This is a genomic window from Bacteriovorax sp. PP10 (assembly GCF_035013165.1).
Lineage (GTDB): Bacteria > Bdellovibrionota > Bacteriovoracia > Bacteriovoracales > Bacteriovoracaceae > Bacteriovorax > Bacteriovorax antarcticus.
Genome location: NZ_JAYGJQ010000002.1, coordinates 1,255,137 through 1,275,946, shown reverse-complemented (window position 1 = coordinate 1,275,946; position 20,810 = coordinate 1,255,137). Strand labels below are relative to the sequence as shown.

General features: G+C 39.2%; 19 protein-coding genes. 4 read left to right on the top strand and 15 right to left on the bottom strand.

The genetic code is table 11. The features are described from left to right. The first annotated feature begins 16 nt into the window (after nucleotides 1–16). The gene (locus SHI21_RS16225; protein ID WP_323577930.1) at nucleotides 17–2,320 is read left to right on the top strand and encodes a fatty acid cis/trans isomerase; all 2,304 of its coding nucleotides are present in this window, start codon (nucleotides 17–19) and stop codon (nucleotides 2,318–2,320) included. Here the strand turns inward: SHI21_RS16225 and SHI21_RS16220 are convergent, their stop codons facing one another. The 8 genes from SHI21_RS16220 to SHI21_RS16185 all read right to left on the bottom strand — a co-directional run bounded on the left by SHI21_RS16220 (nucleotide 2,321) and on the right by SHI21_RS16185 (nucleotide 10,309). Then, the gene (locus tag SHI21_RS16220) at nucleotides 2,321–2,728 is read right to left on the bottom strand and encodes a hypothetical protein (protein ID WP_323577929.1); all 408 of its coding nucleotides are present in this window, start codon (nucleotides 2,726–2,728) and stop codon (nucleotides 2,321–2,323) included. A gap of 9 nt (nucleotides 2,729–2,737) precedes the next feature. Next, complete coding sequence (locus SHI21_RS16215; protein ID WP_323577928.1) at nucleotides 2,738–3,124, bottom strand: hypothetical protein; 387 nt, start codon at nucleotides 3,122–3,124, stop codon at nucleotides 2,738–2,740. Nucleotides 3,125–3,127: 3 nt separating this feature from the next. Then, entirely contained in the window at nucleotides 3,128–4,684 is a 1,557-nt protein-coding gene (gene guaA / locus SHI21_RS16210; protein ID WP_323577927.1) for a glutamine-hydrolyzing GMP synthase, read from the bottom strand. 7 nt (nucleotides 4,685–4,691) lie between these two features. Next, nucleotides 4,692–6,161, bottom strand: coding sequence for an IMP dehydrogenase (guaB, locus tag SHI21_RS16205; protein WP_323577926.1), 1,470 nt, complete (start codon nucleotides 6,159–6,161; stop codon nucleotides 4,692–4,694). 59 nt (nucleotides 6,162–6,220) lie between these two features. Then, nucleotides 6,221–7,303: a hypothetical protein gene (locus SHI21_RS16200; protein WP_323577925.1), complete on the bottom strand. Its 1,083-nt coding sequence runs from the start codon at nucleotides 7,301–7,303 to the stop codon at nucleotides 6,221–6,223. Further along, entirely contained in the window at nucleotides 7,296–8,108 is an 813-nt protein-coding gene (locus SHI21_RS16195) for a tetratricopeptide repeat protein (RefSeq protein WP_323577924.1), read from the bottom strand. Before SHI21_RS16195 ends, SHI21_RS16200 begins: the two co-directional genes overlap by 8 nt. Nucleotides 8,109–8,199: 91 nt before the next feature. Further along, nucleotides 8,200–9,000, bottom strand: coding sequence for an ABC transporter substrate-binding protein (locus SHI21_RS16190; RefSeq protein WP_323577923.1), 801 nt, complete (start codon nucleotides 8,998–9,000; stop codon nucleotides 8,200–8,202). Then, a complete protein-coding gene (locus SHI21_RS16185) occupies nucleotides 8,993–10,309 on the bottom strand; it encodes a sensor histidine kinase (protein WP_323577921.1) in 1,317 nt (438 codons plus the stop codon). Before SHI21_RS16185 ends, SHI21_RS16190 begins: the two co-directional genes overlap by 8 nt. A 156-nt stretch (nucleotides 10,310–10,465) precedes the next feature. On the opposite strand from SHI21_RS16185, the gene SHI21_RS16180 reads away from it, so the two are divergent. After that, nucleotides 10,466–12,709, top strand: a complete 2,244-nt coding sequence (locus SHI21_RS16180; RefSeq protein ID WP_323577920.1) for a protein-disulfide reductase DsbD family protein — start codon at nucleotides 10,466–10,468, stop codon at nucleotides 12,707–12,709. Here SHI21_RS16180 and SHI21_RS16175 read toward each other — a convergent pair. From SHI21_RS16175 to SHI21_RS16145, 7 genes are read right to left on the bottom strand one after another with little or no spacing between them, the layout of a single operon-like run. After that, on the bottom strand, nucleotides 12,690–13,550 hold the full coding sequence (locus SHI21_RS16175; protein WP_323577919.1) for an ADP-ribosylglycohydrolase family protein: 861 nt from the start codon (nucleotides 13,548–13,550) through the stop codon (nucleotides 12,690–12,692). The two genes, SHI21_RS16180 and SHI21_RS16175, sit on opposite strands and share 20 nt — an antisense overlap. Beyond that, complete coding sequence (locus SHI21_RS16170) at nucleotides 13,547–14,575, bottom strand: NAD(P)H-dependent glycerol-3-phosphate dehydrogenase (protein ID WP_323577917.1); 1,029 nt, start codon at nucleotides 14,573–14,575, stop codon at nucleotides 13,547–13,549. Before SHI21_RS16170 ends, SHI21_RS16175 begins: the two co-directional genes overlap by 4 nt. After that, on the bottom strand, nucleotides 14,572–14,841 hold the full coding sequence (locus SHI21_RS16165; RefSeq protein WP_323577915.1) for a DUF493 domain-containing protein: 270 nt from the start codon (nucleotides 14,839–14,841) through the stop codon (nucleotides 14,572–14,574). Before SHI21_RS16165 ends, SHI21_RS16170 begins: the two co-directional genes overlap by 4 nt. Continuing rightward, on the bottom strand, nucleotides 14,841–15,401 hold the full coding sequence (locus tag SHI21_RS16160; protein WP_323577914.1) for a KdsC family phosphatase: 561 nt from the start codon (nucleotides 15,399–15,401) through the stop codon (nucleotides 14,841–14,843). The genes SHI21_RS16165 and SHI21_RS16160 overlap by 1 nt, the downstream gene beginning before the upstream one ends. Nucleotides 15,402–15,403: 2 nt before the next feature. Beyond that, nucleotides 15,404–16,204, bottom strand: a complete 801-nt coding sequence (kdsA, locus tag SHI21_RS16155; RefSeq protein WP_323577913.1) for a 3-deoxy-8-phosphooctulonate synthase — start codon at nucleotides 16,202–16,204, stop codon at nucleotides 15,404–15,406. 2 nt (nucleotides 16,205–16,206) lie between these two features. After that, a complete protein-coding gene (locus tag SHI21_RS16150; RefSeq protein ID WP_323577912.1) occupies nucleotides 16,207–17,820 on the bottom strand; it encodes a CTP synthase in 1,614 nt (537 codons plus the stop codon). Beyond that, nucleotides 17,807–18,580 carry a 3-deoxy-manno-octulosonate cytidylyltransferase gene (locus SHI21_RS16145; RefSeq protein ID WP_323577910.1) on the bottom strand — a complete coding sequence of 258 codons (774 nt, stop codon included), beginning with the start codon at nucleotides 18,578–18,580 and terminating at the stop codon, nucleotides 17,807–17,809. The genes SHI21_RS16150 and SHI21_RS16145 overlap by 14 nt, the downstream gene beginning before the upstream one ends. A gap of 59 nt (nucleotides 18,581–18,639) precedes the next feature. On the opposite strand from SHI21_RS16145, the gene SHI21_RS16140 reads away from it, so the two are divergent. Then, the gene (locus SHI21_RS16140; RefSeq protein ID WP_323577908.1) at nucleotides 18,640–18,990 is read left to right on the top strand and encodes a hypothetical protein; all 351 of its coding nucleotides are present in this window, start codon (nucleotides 18,640–18,642) and stop codon (nucleotides 18,988–18,990) included. 80 nt (nucleotides 18,991–19,070) lie between these two features. Continuing rightward, nucleotides 19,071–20,810, top strand: coding sequence for a TolC family protein (locus tag SHI21_RS16135; protein ID WP_323577907.1), 1,740 nt, complete (start codon nucleotides 19,071–19,073; stop codon nucleotides 20,808–20,810).

Below are 20,810 nucleotides of genomic sequence, written 5' to 3'. Positions count from 1 at the left end.
CTACCAAGGATAATTCATGCCATTTTTAAAACATCTCTTTGTTTTCTATATTCTCTCATTCCATTCGTTACTAGCTTCTGAATACCGCGAAAAAATCCAGCCGATTTTTGATAATCGCTGTATCGCTTGTCACAGTTGTTTGAATGGACCTTGCCAATTAAATTTGCAAAACTACGACAACTTCGCTCGAGGGGCGACTCATAAAAATGTTTACGACGGACTTCGTATTGATAGTGTTGCACCAACCAGACCTGGAATCGACGCGAAGAAAGTTGTCGACTGGAGAAAATTAGGGTTCTACGACGTCAATCAATCCCGCAATCTTGAAGAAAATATTTTCTATCAAATCCTTGGTGTAAAAAAACTAGAACAAAAAGATATTCCGTTTAAAACGGTTGAAGAAAGTATTTACTGTATTGATACGGCCGAACAACTAAAGCTGACTCTTGCTCAGTCTTCTGATTTGCAAATGCCATACGCTCTTCCACCTTTAACTGATGTGGAAAGAAATACTTTAGGAACATGGCTTGCCAATGGAGCTTCTGGCCCTGAGAAAGCAGAAGCTCCTGCTGTTACACAATCGCAGGTGAAACTATGGGAGAATTTCTTTAATCAGAAATCTGAAAAAGAAAAACTGGTTAACCGCTACATGTTTGAGCATTTATACCTGGCCCATATTTATTTCCCAGAAGCTCCTACGGCCTTTTTCAGGCTCGTAAGGTCTTTCACTCAATGTGATAAAGAAATTGATGAAATCGCAACGAGAAGGGCCAATGATAACCCTCATACTAAAGATTTCTACTATTGCTTAAAATACCTTGATAGTACAAATGTCGCCAAAACTCATATGCCGTTTGAATTCAATCCAAAAGTTATGGAGAGAATGAAAAAAATTTTCTTTGAAGATAAATGGGAAATACCAAGAACAAAAACTCAGGCAGAGTCTTACTCTTACCAATCGTCTGAAAACCCATTTGTTGCCTTTCATGATATCCCGGTTAAGGCGCGCTACCAATTCCTTTTAGACAACGCTCACTTTATAATCAGCACTTTTATTAAAGGCCCTGTTTGTAATGGAACGAATGCAGTTAATTCAATTCAAGAGCAGTTCTATGTCATGTTTATCGCTCCTGAAAGTGACAACATGGTTCGCTCAAAAGATTTTGCTGATAAGGCCCAAGATCTTTTAGTTCTTCCTGGCGTTTGGGGAAGTGATATCAAACTTAAAACTTCTATTGAATTAACGGAAGCGATCGTCAAACACCGTGAAGGTTATAGAAAACTTCGTGCAGATGAGACGACAAAGAATTTCCCGAAAGGATATGCCATCACCGATCTTTGGGACGGTAAAGGCCATAATCCGAATGCTCTACTGACTATTTTCCGTCATAACGACAATGCTGCTGTCTTAAAGGGATTTCACGGAGACCTGCCGAAAACACTTTTCTTTTTAGACTACGCTCTTTTCGAAAGACTGGTTTATAACCTGGTGGTGAACTTTGATGTTTACGGGAATGTTTCTCACCAAATGTTGACTCGTGTTTATATGGATTTGATTCGTATGGAAGCTGAAGAAATGTTTTTATCGTTTCTTCCTCCTGAAACTCGTATTCCTTTAAGAAAGTCCTGGTACAAAGGCCTGTTGACTGAAGCTAAGATGAAATACTTATTTCCTTATGTAGATGGCCACAGACCAACACAGATGAAGTATAAGTCTGCTCAAAATGCGAAGAAAGAATTTGTTGAACAAGTTCTCTTTTCTTACATGAAACCAGAAGTCACAGGAGTGCTCGATACGCTAAACGTGAGGAGTTACTCTATTCCGGATAAGGCACCCAACAAAGCTGCTCTAAATGCCTCTGATAAAGTTTTAAGAGATCTTGCTTCTAATAAAGCTGTGGGAGTTAACCGCTACCCTAACTTCTTTCCTGAGAATTCATACATTGTTGTGATCCATGAAAAGGCGGCGCCGGAAATTTATACAATTATTAAAAACCGAGAGCACGAGAATGTTTCATGGATTTTAGCTGAGTCGTTAAGACTGGCCCCTAAAGAAGATACGCTAACGATTCTTCGTGGGTATTATAGCTATTATCCAAACCAGTTTTTTGTGGTGAATGATAAGACGCTTGTGGATTTTAAGAACAAGGCCTTAAAAGTTAAGACGAAAGAAGATTATAAAAAGTTTACAACGGAATTTGCGGTGTCGAGAGTTTCAGATCAATTCTGGCCGACGTTTGATTTGATCAATGCGACGATGAAAAAAGAAGAAACGATTGAATTTGGTTACCTTGATTTATCCAGATACTTGATGGAGTAATCAGATAAACATCATTGTTATACCGTCAAAAATATAAACTATCCCTATGAGTATTAAAGTAAGACTACCATAGGGCATTTTTTGCGACCAAAAATCAAAAGGCGTAATTAAATCCAAAATAAATCTTACCGTTTCAATAAAAAAGATTGTCCAAAAAGGGAGAAAAACTGCAATATATAAAATATCATCATTACGAAGCTCGAGATAAATTTTTATCAACTCAAGTGTTGCAATTAGAATACAACAAGCAAATCCAATATAAACTTTTTGTTTTAATACCAGTGCTCTCTTTTGTAGTTTTAATTTAATTGTAAAAATAACACAAAGAAGAAATGCTAAACCAGTAATGGCAGATACTATTCCGTATAAAACGGCCGCTTGATTTGTGGAAAGAGTTAGTTCAGTCATTGACTCTCACTAAGACCAGGTTTTGATTCCAATATAGATAAAAACTAATCCGAGTACAACAAGCCCACTATTTCTTAGAGTGCTCTTTGATTCATCTGATTTCTTTTCATGAAGAAAGAATTGAAGTCCTTCTAGAAGAACAATAAAAGCAGTCGCCCCATAGACATAGTTCATAAACTTTTCATTTTGAGGAAGCCCCAAATGAAGCTGTACGGCCAGGACGACAAAAAAGATAAACAGACAAACGATTAATCCAATTCTTTTCTGGGATCTGGTTTCAAGTGCAACTTTGAATTTGTATTTTTGCTGAAGAGAGGCAAAAAGAATTACACAAACTCCAAAAAATATTTCTAGTAAATTAAAATAATAAAGATTTTCCGGAAGGGTGATTTTCATTATTTATTCCCACTCAATTGTGCCGGGAGGCTTCGAAGTAATGTCATAAACGACTCTGGTAATCCCTGCCACTTCATTGGTGATTCGTCTAGAAACCACTTCTAAAAATTCATGTGGGAAGTGCGACCAGTTTGCCGTCATCCCGTCACTTGAATTGACCATTCTAAGACAGATAACATTTTCATAAGCACGTCCATCCCCTTTTACTCCTACAGTTTGCACTGGAAGATAAACGGTGAAGGCCTGCCATGTTGAGTGATAAAGTTTTGCTTCAAGCAGTTCTTCGTAAAGAATCTGATCAGAGTCCTGACATGCTTTAATCGCCTTAGGAGTTATCTCTCCTAAAATTCTCACTCCTAGACCAGGTCCTGGAAATGGATGGCGGTAAACCCAGTCGCGTTTTAAATTTAGGCTTAGTCCCATCTCACGCACTTCATCTTTAAATAAATGGCGAAGAGGTTCTAATAATTTTAATTTCATTCTTTCAGGCAATCCACCAACGTTGTGGTGAGACTTGATCGTCACCGACTTTCCACCATTGATATGGGGAGAAGACTCGATAACGTCAGGGTATAAAGTCCCTTGAAGGAGATACTCAAAATGAATTTTGTGATTCGTCTCAAAGTCTTTTACTTTTTTCTCGAAGATTTCAATGAACATCTTTCCGATGATTTTTCTTTTTGCTTCCGGCTCACTGACGTTTTCCAGGGCACCTAAGAATTCTTTCTTAGCGTCGATCACTTCGATATTAAGATTGGTTTCTTTTTTGAGTTTTTCAATGTGAATGTAGTCTTGTGTTCTAAGAAGACCATTATCAACGAAGAAGCAATAAAGGTTACCCCCTAAAATCTTCTCGCTTAAAGTCGCGGCCACGAGTGAATCAACTCCACCTGAAAAAGCGCATAGAACTTTTTTATCACCGATTTCTTTTACCATCGCAAATGCTTCTTCAAGCATCTCGCTGGCATTCCAGTCTTTAGAGAGTTTGGCGATCTTTTGGTAGAAATAATCTAAAACAGATTTTCCATGCTTTGAATGCTCTACTTCGGGGTGAAACTGCAGCCCCATAATCGGGCGACTCGTATGTTTAATCCCAGAGACCAGTTTATTTGAACTCTCCATCACGACATCAAATTCTGGAGGTACTTTACTCACATGATCCGAGTGACTCATCCACACGCTCATCTTGGTAGGCGTTGAGGGAATTTTAAATGCTCCGGTGAAATGAATATCAGCATGGCCGTACTCACCGATGATCCCTTTTTCTACAACCCCACCAAAGAATTTCCCAAGGAGTTGCATCCCATAACAGATTCCTAAAACCGGAAGCTCTTTATGGTTGAAGATAAAAGAGTAATCATGTGGGTCCTCAAAAACTGATTGAGGTCCACCAGATAAAACTAAACACTCAGGAAGTGAGTTGGACTTAAAGCGCGCTTCACATTCATCAACTGAAATGATCTCACTTGAAAAACCAAGTTCACGGGTTTTACGAGTGATAAGTTGAGTGTACTGAGAACCAAAATCCACGATCCATATTTTCTTTGCAAAATTCTTCATCTTTTTATTAACTCAATCTGTAGTTAGGTGCTTCTTTCGTAACAAAGACATCATGGGGGTGACTTTCTTTTAGCGATGCATTTGAAATAGTGATGAACTCTGCTTTTTCAAAAAGTTCAGTCAAATTTTTTGCACCAACGTATCCCATTCCAGAACGAAGTCCACCAACTAGTTGGTAAATATTCGTTGAAAGAGATCCTCTATAAGGAACTTGTCCTTCAATTCCTTCCGGTACTAATTTTCCCATATCTTCAACAGACGCTTGCCCGTAACGGTCTTTTGATCCTAGTGCCATGGCACCAAGAGATCCCATTCCACGGTACACTTTATAAGCGCGTCCTTGATAAAGAACCATTTCACCTGGAGCTTCATCAGTTCCAGCAAATAATGATCCGATCATAACTGAGTTTGCACCGGCAGCGAGTGCTTTCACAACGTCACCTGATAATTTAATCCCACCATCAGCGATGATTGGAATACCAGCTTTTCTACAAAACTCAGCACATTCTAAAACAGCTGAGAACTGTGGAACACCAATCCCTGCCACAACTCTTGTTGTACAGATTGATCCGGGCCCGATTCCGACTTTAATTCCGTCAACACCTGCAGCGATTAAATCTCTGCAAGCGTTAGCTGTGGCAACGTTTCCTGCAACCACATCAACATTCGGGAAAGTTTTCTTTAAAAGTCTCACCATCTCGATAACACCTTTAGAGTGTCCGTGAGCTGTGTCGACAACTAAGGCATCAACATTCGCTTCAACTAAAATCTTAGCGCGCTCAAATTCCTTTTCCCCTACACCGATCGCAGCGGCCACTCTTAAACGTCCCAGTGAATCTTTATTAGCGTTAGGAAAAGTAATCGTTTTTAAAATATCTTTTACTGTGATCAAACCGTGAACTGAACCATCTGCACTTACCAATGGAAGTTTTTCAATTCTATGTTTATGAAGAAGTTTTTTCGCTTCATCCACTGTAATTTTTGGATCAGCTGTGACGAGTTTTTCTTTCTTCGTCATAACGTCTTTAACTTTTTGATTGAAGTTTGATTCTAACTGCAGATCTCTGTTGGTTAAAATACCCACAAGTTTTTTATTCTTGTCGACAACTAAAACCCCAGTGATCTTCTTTTGATTTTTTAAATCCATGACGTAGCTTAGAGTTGTTTCTTCATCCACACTTACTGGATTTAAAATCATCCCTGCTTCGAATTTTTTAACTTTTTCGACTTCTTCGGCCTGGCGATAGGCCGTAAGGTTTTTGTGAATAACCCCAATCCCGCCTTCTTCCGCTAGTACAATGGCAGAAGGGGCCTCTGTTACTGTATCCATCGCCGCTGAAACAATCGGAATGTTCAGTGAGATGTTGCGCGAAAATTTCGTCTCAGTAGTTGTTTCTGAAGGAAGGTTTTCAGAATAAGCGGGTTTAATAAGGACATCGTCATAGGTAAGGGCCAGTTGTTCTTTGACTTTAGTCATAGCTGCTCTCTCTTTTTCAAAAAAAAGCAGATTTTAAGTTTGAATTTTCGAGCAAGACTTTAGAGCTTGTTCAATTGGTCAATTAACTTTTCGCTTTCTTTATATTGTGGTGTCGTTGGAATTGTATTCATGTTGTCTGCTTTAGGCACAGCTTGATCAAGTACAGTTTCGGAAATTACTTCCGGGACTGAAGCCGGCGCTCTCTTACTTTCTGAAGGAGTTATATCATAGATCGCAGTGGTTGCACTAGTGTCTGATCCCGCTAATCCATAAATTTTTACAACTAATTCATTTGCTACTGGCGTCTTTGCTTTCGCTGCTGTGTTTGCTACAGTTGATACTTCCTTCTTTGAAGGTGCGTGAGCAACTCGTGCTTTTTTATCAGTTAATTTCATTAATTCAGCTTTATATTCTTTTTCTAATTCTGCTGCTGCTTTATGCTCAGTCGCCGCTACATGATGAGCTGGTGCTTCTGGAGCAGAGGCAATACTTCTTTGAGCAGACTTTCCATTTTGATTTTTGAAAATTTCAACTGAATGTTTATCCATTGGTGCAATACCAGGAAACATTGCCACTAATTGCCCGTAAGTTTTTTCTCCCACAGGAGTTGGATCTCTCGGCATCCCTTCTTCAAAAGATGGGTCAACAAAAGAGAAGTTTCCTTCTGCTACTGTTAAATTTAATTCCGGCGTTCTCAGGTTTGAAAATTTCATCAGACCATTGATAACCATTAACTGTGTTTTACCTTTTACCGAATCGTAAGAGAAGATCGCTTCCCCACCAGTATAATTAACTGTCGCGTTTGCTGAAGTTAATAAGTAGTCGTCAGTCTTATTGATTGATTGAACCCAAACGTCACCGCTTCGGAGTTCTACTTTACCAGCATAGATCGCGGCCGTTGAAGCATTCCCCATATGGAACTGGTGATCAGCATTATCCGTGAACGTCACTTGTCCACCGTGCTCAATATTGATTTCAGAATTAGTGTATAGAGTCTCACCTTTTTTAATTTCGTGAGTCTGCCCTTCGTATGAAACGAAAGCACTTCCTTTAATGTCGACAACACGCCCGAACTGGACTGGTGCTGCAAACGTTAGAGTTGGAAGGATAAGTACAGCTAGGATTGAAAGTATTTTATTCATTTGTTTTCTCTTCGATTTTTTCGTAATACGAACTTAGGATGGTCCATTCATTTGTATTTCTGTATTTCTTTCTGAACTCTTCAACTGTCGCAAAGAATTTTTTCTTATCACCCATTTTCATGTGAGTAAGAGCAACCCATAGTTTTGCGCTTCTGAAGTATTGTGATGTAGGCCATTTATCCATTAACACTGCAAAGTGTTTTAGAGTCCACTCGTGGTGTTCTCCAGACTCGTACGATGAAATTCCCGCTTTGAAATAGAACTCATCATCAAGGTGCTTGTACTCTGGATAGTAGTTCACTAGTGATGTGTAAAACTGCGCCGCTTTTTCAAAGTTTTTATCTTTGAATTCTTTATCGGCCATCTTCATCATGTCGTCAGCTGACCACTTGTATGTTTTGTATTCTACTAAATCTTTTTTCACTTCAAGAGCAACTGGTTTTACGCTGGCCACAGAACGCGATGGTGCTGCTTTCGTTTCTCCATGAGCTGCTGGTGCTGTATGAGCAACTGCTGCTCCGTGAGCTTCACCATGTGCCGGAGCTGCGTGAGCTGATGCTTCACCATGCCCTTCTGCACTTGCTACATTTTTAAAACCTGTTTGTTGTTTTAGTTTTTGAATTTCAAACTCAAGTCTTTTGACTTCAGAATGCAATTCCCTATTTTCTTTTGCTAATTTAAGCGCCACATTCTCATACTTGTTAATCAAGATGGCCTTGTGTTCAATCTTTGCGATTTCCTTCTCATAGCCGCAAGAGCTTAAAAGAGGTAAAACTAAACATGATGCTAAAATTACTTTTTTCATAATTATTCTTCCCAAAAACCGCCATATGGCATTTCTCCTTATGATTTTCGGCAGATAGAAAAAAAAATTTAATGAAATTTAGAATGTCTGATTATTTTGAATTATATGAGCTAAATAGGTCGATTAACCGATCAATACCGTCCACAAAAAGAGCTGGACCTGGTTGCAGGAAGATTTCCGGCTCCAATTCGTAAATTGTATTATTTCTTACGGCCGAGCAGTCTTTAAGCTCTGCTCTATCCTTAATACTCTGAATATCGACCTTTTTCCCGCACCAAGAGGCCAGGATAATATCTGGGTTAGCAAGACCTACATCAGTATTGGTCACGAAGCGATCAGAGGCCTTAATTCCGTCCAGAGACTTTGCTTCGAAGATATCCACTCCACCACAAAGACTAACCAGCTCACTAAACCAGCGGATCCCGCAGATCTGTGGTTCGTCCCACTCTTCAATGTAAACCTTAGGACGCTTCTTCATAGCTTTCGCAAAAGTTTTAGCTGTCGCTATCTTTTCTTCCAGGACTCTCAAGTAGGTATTCGTTTTTTCGGCCTCACCAATCATGTGCCCTAACATCCACATGTAACGAAAGATTTCATCAATCGATCTTTGATTAGAAATATAAACTTCAATCCCTTCAGCGATTAAATCTCTGGCGATGTCTTTTTGGATATCGGAAAAACCAATAACCAGGTCAGGTTTAATCTTTTGAATTTTTTTAAGATTGGCGTGAGTAAAACTAGAGATCACGGGATGCTGTGAGACTTCAGCTGGCCTCTTCGCATAAACTGAAACACCAGCAATGAGGTCACTTCTGCCAATGGCATGCAGGAACTCAACAGACTCTTCAGTCATGCAGATGATGCGTTCTGGTTTATAGCGAAAGTTACTCATAAGTCGGAAGATAGACCGTAAAGTCGGTCATGTTACCTGTTCGATGATATTTTAATAAACCTTCATGGGTTTCCACAAGACCTTTCGAAATAGAAAGACCAAGTCCCGTCCCTTTTCCGTATTTTTTAGTTGTAAAAAAAGAATCAAAGATTTTTGATTCAATTTCAGCGGTCACACCAGGTCCACTGTCTTTAATATGAATTTCAATCCACTTGTCAGTGGCAAGAGCTTCGACCTGAATCAATTTCACTTCAGCATTTTCTAGTGCATCAATAGCATTGTTAAGCAGGTTGATAAGGACCTGTGAAATGTATGATGGATAACAAATCACTCTCGTATCCGGCGCCACTTTTAAATCAAAAGCAATTCCCGATTGAACAATGCGATCTGAACCAAGAAGCACAATTCCTCTTATCAGTTCATCGGCACTCACAGACACCATCTGATCCTGGTGACCTTGTCTGGCAAAAGTACTGATCCCTTTAACAATTTGAGAAAGCCTTAAAATCGTGCTCTCTACTTCTTCAATAATATGATCACATTTATCCAGGTCCAGTTCATCATGAGAAAAAAGATTTCTGATCTGGTGAAGTTTCCCCTGAATCGTAAAAAGTGGATTGTTAATATCGTGAGCAAGGTTTGAGGCCATTTGCCCTAGTGACTGGAACTTAGCACTTTCAAGCAGAAGATTTTTTTGTTTTCCAATTTCTTCTTTTAGATGCTCATTTAATTGAACAAATAAATAACTCATTAAAAAACATGAAACAAAAACCAGCATGAAATAAAAAAGAAAAAGTGGTTTAAAGTTTGAAACCGTTTCAATAGGCACGAAGAATTTGTAATTCAAAAGATTAATGATCACACCCATGACCACAATGTTGATTCCAAAAAAGATTAACGCATATGATGGTTTAAAATAGAAGGCCGACATTAAAAATAATGGAATAAGCCAGATAAGAGAAAAGAACCCTAAACCGTGGGTCGAAAAAGCGCTAGCGTAGATGGCCAGAAAAAGCACACTGATTTGCAGGAAAGCTCCGACATTCAGCGAAACTTCGAAGTTGGTTGTACGTGTCTTAAGAAAGATAATTAACGTGAAGAAAACTATGATGCTACAAAGCACGCCAATTCGGATGAATAGAGGTACTTCTAATATCGTGGTTCCGATAAAAAGTATGGCACAGACTATAATGCCTAGTATCCCTGCCGCGACAATAGAGCGCGCACGAAAGACAGTGGCAATATCTACTTGTTCAGCAACGTGTTCCGGAAGAAAGAAATCTAGTAGAAGATAGAGTTTTTTTAGCATCGCTACCCATTATATTAAGCTTTTATGTACTAAACATTATGTCGTTAATAGGGCCTTTGTAAACTCTTTGTAAGGACTTTGTGAATTATCTGTTAACATTTCTAAAAGTTGTTTTTAAAGGCTAAAATAGGTTAAAATTCTTAAGGATAATTATAGATGACACACCCATTTTTAGGAAGGTCTTATACTATGCGCTCATTCATTCTCATGATTCTTTCGCTATCATTTTTTACTGCTTTTGCTGCCGATGAATCAGTCCCGGCAAAACCAGTAAAATTTGGTATTCAAACTTTTAAAGCAGGCAATGATGAATTCATTGCACTAAATTTTGAAAACTTCCCACACTGGCACACTTACTGGAAAAATCCAGGCGACGCAGGCCTTGCGGTTAAAAATGTTTTCACAGTTGACGCAAAAGAAGTGAAGTTTGACGAGATGGAATGGCCTGCACCTAATCGCTTCATTGAGCCCGGAGACCTTTGGGCCTACGGGTATGAAGGAACGTACTCATTCTTCTACAAATTAAAAAAAGCTGACTTTAATAAACTGAATGGCAAGACGATTGAACTCAAATCAACATGGCTGGTGTGTAAGCATATTTGCGTTCCCGGGCAAATGATCACAACCTTCAAGCTTGCTCCAGGAAAAATCACTACGACAACTCCTGATTTAATGCCTGAGTATGAGGCCACTGTGCTCTCAGAAAGATTTGAAGCGCTTCCTAGAGTTATGCCGATTCCAGCTTACCTGGATCTTCGTCTGGCAAAAGGAAAAGCTCCCAACACTCTGGTCTTAAATTACAAAGTTGCAAAAACAACTGATATGAGTTTTTTAAAAGATAACAATCTTCTTTATGCTTTCCCGCAAATCCCTTTTGATGTGAAACATGAGAAAGTGACAGCAGGAACGAATGAACTGACTGGTGTGACTGAAATCAGCTGGGATGGAGAATACCAGACACCTCCGCAAGATCTTCCCAAAGATGGTAAATTTAAAAAACCTTATACACTTAGATTTTTATTCAACGATCCGATCGAAAGAAAAACGATTGTTATTGAAAAGAAATTTTCCGGGTTTGATTTAACTGAAGTGGCCGTGGCCGCTGCAGCAACAACTGAAGCACCGCCTGCTGATATGGGTGGTACTCCAATCGGGCCGACTGAAACAAAAACAATCGTTGCAACGTCTACGAACTCAATCGTCTATTATCTTGCTCTTGCTTTCGTTGGTGGATTAATCCTCAATATTATGCCATGTGTACTCCCTGTTATTTCCATTAAACTCTTTGGTTTAGTGAAATATAAAAACGAATCACACAAAACAATTCTTCGTCACAACTTCTTTTACACGATGGGGATTCTTTTTACCTTCATCACTCTGGCCACAGTAGTTCTCTCGCTAAAATCTATCGGCTCACAAGTCGGATGGGGCTTCCAGCTTCAATCGCCTAACTTCATTGCCGTGATGGTGACTGGTCTTTTCATTTTTGCTTTAAATATGTTTGGCCTGTTTGAATTCAGAACTCCTGGTGGATCTAAACTAGGAAACGTTTCAACTTCAGAAAGTTTTGGTGGCGATTTCTTGAGCGGAGTTCTAGCAACTGTTTTATCGACTCCTTGTTCTGCTCCTTTTTTAGGAACGGCCTTAACATTTGCTTTCACTTCTTCAACGATGGAAATTTATCTGATCTTCATTATGATCGGTCTGGGATTAGCTTTTCCTTTTATCCTGACTGCAGTTTACCCAAAGCTGGTGGCCTTCTTACCAAAACCTGGTAACTGGATGAACACTGTTAAAAAAGTTTTAGGTGTCACTCTTCTCTTAACGATGATCTGGCTTCTTGATGTTTACAATGCTCTTGTCGATGGATCTTCACATTTAATAAAACTAGGAACAATCCTGGTGTTTATCTTTGTAGGATTTTTACTTTCAAAGAAAAAAGAGAAATGGATTGGAGCTGCAAGTTTCCTTATAGCTCTTGGTGTTTTCATTAACATCACAACGACAACGATAGTTGCAAGTGCAGATGAACAAACGGCCATGATCAGAGACAAACAAAGCAAAGGTCTAGACTGGCAGCCATGGTCAGAAGCAAAAATGAATGACCATAAAACAAATCAACAAGTGGTCTTTATCGATTTTACGGCCAAGTGGTGTTTCACTTGTAAAGTGAATGAGAAATTAGTTTTAGACACTCAGGCCTTTAAAGACCTGGTTCAAGAAAAAGACTTAAAACTTTTACTTGGTGACTGGACAAAAAGAGATGAAGTGATCGGAAGTTTCCTTCGAGCAAATGGATTAGTGGGAGTGCCTGCTTATTTCATTCAGAAAAAAGACGGAACATTAGTTAATCTTGGAGAGACGGTCACAATCGCTAGAATTAAAGAGTATTTGAATTAAATAAATCAAGGGCAAGATTTTCAATCATGGGTTTATCCCAAAGATCATTAAGCCACGGTGCTGGAATGGAGTTCACTCCATAAAAAGCACCGGCCACCTGGCCAAAAACCGCTGCCGTTGTGTCTGTATCATCTCCAAGATTCACGGCCATCTTCGCTCCTTCAGCAAAGCTTGCTGAGTGATAAAAGCACCACATTGCTCCTTCCAGGCATAACAGAGCATCCCCTTTCCCTGAAACTTCTTCGTAAGACTTCTTAAAATCAATTGTGGAATCAGCAAAAATTTCTTCTTTAGATTTTCCAAGCAGTGCTCTGTGAATAAAGCGTGCTAAATCTTCACAGGCCTTAATGCAATTAAGTGGGGCGTGCGTGACTTTAGAACTAAGTCCAGCGTACTTAATTGTATCTTCTAAATTATTTAAATAGAAAAGTGGAATAGGCGCCAGTCTCATCAGTGATCCATTAGTCGCTGGATCAGTTTCTGCACCGGCATAGATATCTTTATTTTCTTCGTATCTTAAAAGAGCGGCCTTCGTTGTATTGCCAATATCAAAACAGTTGCCCGTGCAGCTCATATAACCTTCACGGAACCATTTCACATAACGCTCAACCTGATCGTAAGGATCGAATCCTTTCTTTTCAATAAGGCTGGTACCAAGACATAAAGCGAGACTTGTATCATCAGTCCACTGCCCTTTTTTTAAATTAAAAGGTCCACCGGCCTGCATTTCTTCTACGGGAGGAAAAGATCCTCTTTCTTTGAACTCAACAGGAGCACCAAGGGCGTCTCCCACTGCTAAACCTAAAAGACAACCTAAGAAGCGGTCTTTTAATTCAATCACTCAAAACGCCCCGGAGTTCTCATCAGTTTTGTAATAACTTCTCTTGGATCTAGTTCATTATAAAGAACACCGTACACACCATTAAAAATTTGTGCGCGGATATCAAATTGCTCTGAAATAAAGTGAGCTGCTTTGGCAGTTTTATAACCTTCCACAACTGATCGTTGAGAAGCAATAATTTCTTCGGCCTTACGACCTTTTGCCAGCTCAAGTCCAAATGTTTTATTTCTTGAAAGATCCCCTGTGGTCGTAAGAATTAAATCCCCCATTCCTGATAAGCCATAAAAAGTTTCAGGACGGGCATTATAGACGGCACCAAAGCGAAGCATTTCTGCAATCCCACGAGTGATCATCGCTGCACGAGTGTTGTGGTTGTAACCCAGACCTTCAATAACCCCTCCGGCAATCGCCAGAATGTTTTTTAAAGCTCCACCTAAAAGAACACCTTTAATATCGTAACTCGCCAGCACTTTGAATGAATTAGTATTCATCATTGCTGAAACTTCTTCTAAAACTTTTTTAGATCGTCCTGCAAGTGTCACTAAAGTGATTTGTTCCTGCATAATCTCATGAGCAAAACTAGGCCCTGATAAAAAGCAGAAATGGTCTTTAAAGTGTGGGTACATATCAAAGAATAAATCGTCTGAGAGCTCAAGTGTATTGGGATCGATCCCTTTTGACAGAGATACAATCGGAATACGCTTCATCAGATAACTTAAAAAGCGGTCGTAATTTTCATTAAAATACTCACTGATTCCCGCTGTCGGAAGAGCTGAAACAATCAACTCGATTTTCCCCGGGATATTATCAACTTCATCCCACGTAAGAGCAGCATCAATGTTAGGAGCAATTTTTAATCCCGGAAGATAAATTGAATTCTCTCCACCTTTAATTGCATCGTAAATATCCTGAGATCTTACTTTTAAAATAACCTTATCAAAGTTTTGCGAGAGAACCTGGGCCATCGCTGTCCCAAATGCACCAGCACCGATAACAAGAGCAATTTTGTGTTTTGAAGCGTTCATAGTGAGATAATTCCTTTTATCACTGAAGCACGTTTATAAACGAGGATGATCTCCTCACTTGTATTCATAACCATTTTACCACTGACACTGATGTACTTACCGCTTGAAGAGGCCTTTTGCTCAATCTCCATCCCTTGCATAATGAAAATGATCTGGTGAATTTCTTCAAGTGGCACAATAAACTTAAACAAGTACTCGCTGGGAAATTTTACCGTTTCATCCAGCACCAGTTTCAGTTGGCTTAATCTTAATTCAAATTCGCTCATTAAAACTCCATCAATTCCAAAGGAATGTTCTGAGCGTAACGAAGAATGTCTATCACTTCGCGAGCACATGCATCCCCAGCTTCACGATGAGTGATGTAATCAACTGCTTCCTGGATTTCTAAACTTGCGTTCGGAACCGTGGCAGAAAATCCAACTCTTCTTAAAATTGGTAAATCAATAAACTCATCGGCCATATAAAGAACCTGTTCATCAGTATAACCCAATGCCAGGACTTTTTTATAGGATTCTCTTTTGTCTTCGTTTCCAAAATAAGCAAAGTTCAGTTTTAGGTTTTCAACAAAGCGCTTTCTTACACCCTTGCTGTCTCCACCTGAAATAACTCCGACATGCAGTCCTGCGGCCATCATCATTTTTAAACCATGCCCATCAAGAGCGTGAGTTGTGCGGTTAAAACCAACATCCTCACCTTCCCATGAAATTTTCCCGTCAGTTAAAATTCCATCAATATCAAAAATACAAACTTTAATCTTTGAGAGTTTATCTTTAAACTTTTCAGCTGTGACTCTCAGAGATTTTTTTTCATCTAGTGCTTGTGCCATTATTAAACTACCTCATAGATACGAAGTAATTGTTCAACAATTGACTTAATTTGGTCAAGTGGAAGACTTGTCGCTGGATCAGATAATGCTTTATCCGGGTCCGGGTGAGTTTCCATAAAAATCCCGTCAGCTCCAGCAGCGATGGCAGCTTTTGCTAAAACAAAAATTTGTTCACGCTTTCCACCAGTCGCATTTCCTAAACCACCTGGTCTTTGCACACAGTGAGTAGCATCGTGAACAGTTTTAACTCCGAAACTCTTCATGATCTGGAAAGAGGCCATATCAACAATAAGGTTGTTGTATCCAAAGCTCGATCCACGTTCAGTTAAAAGGATTTGGTTTTTTGGAAGAAATGTTGTCGCTTTATCAACGATGTTTTTTGTATCTTCCGGCGATAGGAATTGTCCTTTTTTTACTTTTAGGATTCTTCCGTACTTAGCACAAGCTTCTGCTCCAGCTGCGATAATATCAGTTTGACGGCACAAGAATGCCGGAACCTGAAGAACGTCAACAAGAGTTGCTAGCTTCATTGCTTGAGAAGCTTCGTGGAAATCCGTTAATACCGGAAGACCGAATGTCTCTTTTACTTTTTGTAAGATTCTCATCCCTTCATCAATTCCAGGTCCTCTGTAAGAGCTGATTGATGTACGGTTCGCTTTATCAAAGCTTCCTTTGTAAGTAAGAGTGATTCTATCTTCAAAAGGTTTTAAATCTTTTACAAGTTTATCAGCGATACGAAGTGACATCTCTTCACTTTCAAGAACACATGAGCCGATGAATAAATCTAATTTTGGTTTTGTCATAGTTACTTCCTATTTTTGTCTGATTCTTCAATAAACGCTTTGAAAAGCGGATGAGGAGAAAATGGTTTTGATTTAAATTCTGGATGGTATTGGCAAGCAATGAAGAACGGGTGGTCTTTTAACTCTACCACTTCAACTAAATTAAGTTCACGGTTAAACCCTGATACAACCATTCCTGCTGCCGTAATTTTATCCATGTACATATTATTAACTTCAAGACGGTGACGGTGACGTTCCTGAATAGTTTCATTCTGATAAACTTTCATTGCCAAAGATTTCGGCTCTAGATGACAGTCATACGAACCTAATCGCATGCTTCCGCCTTTTGTTCCCTTCTCACTTTGTCCTTCCATATAGTGAATCAAATGAGCTCCACCACTTTGGAATTCTTCTGATGTTGCATCTGTAATACCGGCCACGTGACGAGCGTATTCAATAACTGCAAGCTGTAACCCCAGACAAATTCCAAAAAATGGAATCTTCTTCGTACGTGCATATTCAATCGCTTTAATTTTTCCTTCTGTTCCACGGCTTCCAAATCCACCTGGAACTAAAATCCCTTGAACTCCTGCAAACAATTCATCCAGGTTTGATCCTTTTTCTAATTGTTCAGAGTCGATATAAACGGGTTTGAATTTTAACTGACATGCAATCGCACCGTGATTAAGAGCTTCGTCTAATGACTTATAAGACTCTACCAGGTCAGTGTATTTACCAACGATCCCGATCTTCACTTCTCTTAGAGGGTGACCGAAATTATAAACAACTTTTTCCAGGTCTTCAATTTTTGCAGCTGGTGCCCAAATTCCAAGAAGCTCACTGATTCTCTCATCAAGACCTTGCTTGTGGAATTCAAGTGGAACTTTATAAATTGAATCCATGTCGATTGACTGGAATACATTTTTTCTTCCCACGTTACAAAAACGAGAAATCTTATCTAGAGTGTCTTCATCCACTTCACGATCAGATCTACAAATGATGATGTGTGGAGATAAACCTTGAGACATTAATTCTTTAACCGAATGCTGAGCTGGCTTTGATTTAAGCTCGCCTGCTGCTGCGATATAAGGAAGAAGAACAAGGTGAATGAAGAGAACGTTATCCGCTCCCTCATCGTGAGATAATTGTCTGATTGATTCAATAAATGGAAGCGATTCAATATCCCCTACAGTTCCACCGATCTCACCGATTAAGATGTCACAGTTTTCTGAGGCCACATGAATTCTTCTTTTAATTTCATTCGTGATATGCGGAACAACCTGAACAGTTTTTCCAAGGTATGTTCCCGCTCTTTCATTTTCAATAACTTTTAAATAAACCTGACCAGTTGTAAAGTTACTGTCACGCTTAAGTGTTAATGAAGTGAATCTTTCATAGTGACCAAGATCCAGATCTGTTTCAGCACCGTCATCGGTAACAAAAACTTCTCCGTGCTGAGTTGGACTCATTGTTCCTGGATCAACGTTGATGTATGGATCCATTTTTAACATCGATACATTTATTCCACGTCTCTCTAAAAGACCTGCAATACTCGCAGCTGCTAATCCTTTCCCAAGTGAGCTTGCTACTCCACCAGTAATGAAAATGTACTTTTTATGTTTCTTATTTTCTGCCATTTAACACCTCTTCTACTTTTTTAACATCTTCAGGATGGTCTACACCCATTACAGTGCTCTTTGTTTCAAGAGCTCCAATTGTCATGCCCATTTCCAATGCTCTTAGTTGTTCTAGTTTTTCCAGATCTTCTAATCTTGAAACGGGGGCCTTCGCAAAATCACTTAAGGCAGATGGTTTATATGAATAAACACCGATATGCAGGAACCAGTAATCACCGACTGGATCAATTCCACTATCGCGTTTAAAGGGAATACTTGCTCGAGAAAAATAAAATGCTTTTCCAGTTGTTTCACTCATCGCTACTTTAACTTTATTCACATCGTGAAAAAAACTATCAAATCCCATTTGCTTTTTTACTAATGTAGAAATCTCAAATGGTTTACTCAAATGAAACTCAGCAAGGCGTACGAGGTCACTTCCTTCCAGAAGTGGTTCATCACCTTGAACGTTAATCACAAGGTCGTAATTTTTTGCTTTGAAAAAACGATTGTAAGCTAATTCAATTCTCAGCGTTCCAGAAATAACATCGTCATCCACTCTCACAACATTTTGTGAGAACGACTTGATATGCGCTTCTACTTCATCACTGTCAGTGACTACGTATGAATCGAATTCAATGTTGGGATGAGAGGCAGTTTGGCAATTCTCCAAAACTCTGGCGATCATGGTTTTGCCGGCGATTAAAGTCAGTGGCTTACCAGGAAAACGAGTTGAAGCAAAACGCGCGGGAATTAAAATGAGGACACTTTTTTTACTCACTTTAAAGGTCTCCAAAAATAGATATAATAAGCTTAAGATTATAGAGGAGCGCACGCCTTATGGCCCAAAGAATTTCAATTCTATTCCTGATTATTTTTATCGGATACCGCTCATTGTCGCATGCCGAAGATTATAAGCGCACCGTCATTACTGATCCAAGCATCAGCCGCCGCTGTGACATCCTCACAGAGACCAGAAAAGAGAAAATTGCCAATAAACAACGCATACTGGCCATGATCGAGAGAAATAAACACTTACAAAGTGTAACACCTGAGAACAAAGTTACGGTAAAGAAAAAACTAGAAGTGAATCTCGGCCATTTAGAACATGAACTGACTCTGATTCTGACTCAAATTCAATTCCAGGAAGAAAATATCGTACGAAAGGGCTGCCCCGGCGTAACGCTATAAAATACTTTTCAATGCATATCGCCCCCTCTATCCTATTCTAAACATTTAACTGTTACTTTTAGAATAAATAGAGAACAAACATGACCAAAAATCTCTTTTTGTCCCTGGCCGTATTATCTCTTTTAACTCCAAAAGTTTTATTGTCTCAAGATAACGATGACACAATTGAAACTCTGGACTCTTCGTCATCAACATCAAACGAAGAATTAAGCGATGGGCCTCAGACACTTCCTGCAGGCGAGGCACCTATGCCTCAAACTGAATCAATCCCTTCAAAAAAAGTGGATGAGATGACGGAAGATGTTGAGAACCTTGAGCCAGTGAGCACTCCTGCACCTGCAGGTTCTACTCTTCAGCAAAGAACTGGTGTGATTCCCGAAGAAGAATTACTAAAACCAAAAAATCCAAAAAAAGTTGAAAAAGTTCGCTCGCAAAAGCAAACGACAGAAACTGAAATGTACGTTCAGCAAGACGCTAACAAATACAAACTCAACGATATTTACAAAAACCTGCAGCTCAATGATGTGATCGAGCAAGGTCTAAGAAAAAACTACGACCAAAATATCCGCGGTCAAAGACAAGAATTAAATGAGATCTCTTTTTCAGGTGCTAAAAGTGCTTTCTGGCTTCCAGAATTAAAAGTGACTCTTAATACAGACAACCAAAAGATTTCTAATCTTCATAGCAGCTCTCGCCCACCACTGGTTCCTAACTCAACTTCACCAAGCGGAGTTTTAGGATTATCGCTGGGAGATTACACTGTATTTAACTGGGGTAAAGACTACGCTCTTTATCTGAATAAAAAATCAGTTTATGAAAGAAACACTCAAATTTTCAATGAATCAAAACGTGAATTAAAACTCGATTTGATCAATAGTTTTTTCGCTCTAATGTCTTCTAAAAATATCGAAAAAATCCGCCAGGAAGAATTGCGCCAGACTTCTTTTGTTTATCGCTTAAGCAAAGAGAAAATCACGGTAGGAAAAACTTCGAAACAAGATTATTACCAGGCACGCAGTGAATACTTAAAATCTCAAAACGATTACCACGATGCTAAAATCGTTGCGGATCAAGCTGATGAAGGTGTCGCTTTCCAAATTGCCGATGCGGTTGGAACAAAATACGTCATTAATGAAGCTCTTGATTACCGCCGTCTAAAAATCACTTTAGATGAAGTGGTGGCCATTGCTGAAAAAAACAATCCAACTCTTTTAACGAACAAAGTGATCATTGATAATGCTGAAAGAGATTATGATGTTGCTCTTAAAGACAACATGCCTCTTCCAAAGTTCTCGATCAATCTTGGTGCTTACAACCACCGCTTTGGACCTGGAACAAACACAACTCGCTATGAAACTTATTCAGGTGGAGGAAATGTTGAACTCGTGGCCTCTATCAACACAACGTGGAGCTTAACTGGTCAAGATGGTTTCTTAAACTCAAACCGCCTGGCAACCAGCAGAATCACGAAAGAAATTGCGATGAAGGAATTTGAGAAAAACACTCACTACACTCAATCAAACATCAGACAGACTTATAAGACGATTTTATCTCTTCAAAACCAATTAGTGATCTTAGAAGCAAGACTTCCAAGCTTACAAAAAACGTTTGATACAATTTTAGACAACTACCTTGGTGGAAGAACAAAATTCTATGATTTCTCAATGGCACTGGATGATTTAACGACGACTAAAATCTTCTACGAACAAATCAAACTTCAGCATTTAAGAGAAAAATTAACTCTTGCCCGCCTGGCAGGAATTGAAGATTTCCCAGGTGAGAATTTCGAGTTACTGGCAAAAAGGGCAAAGGGTAAATAA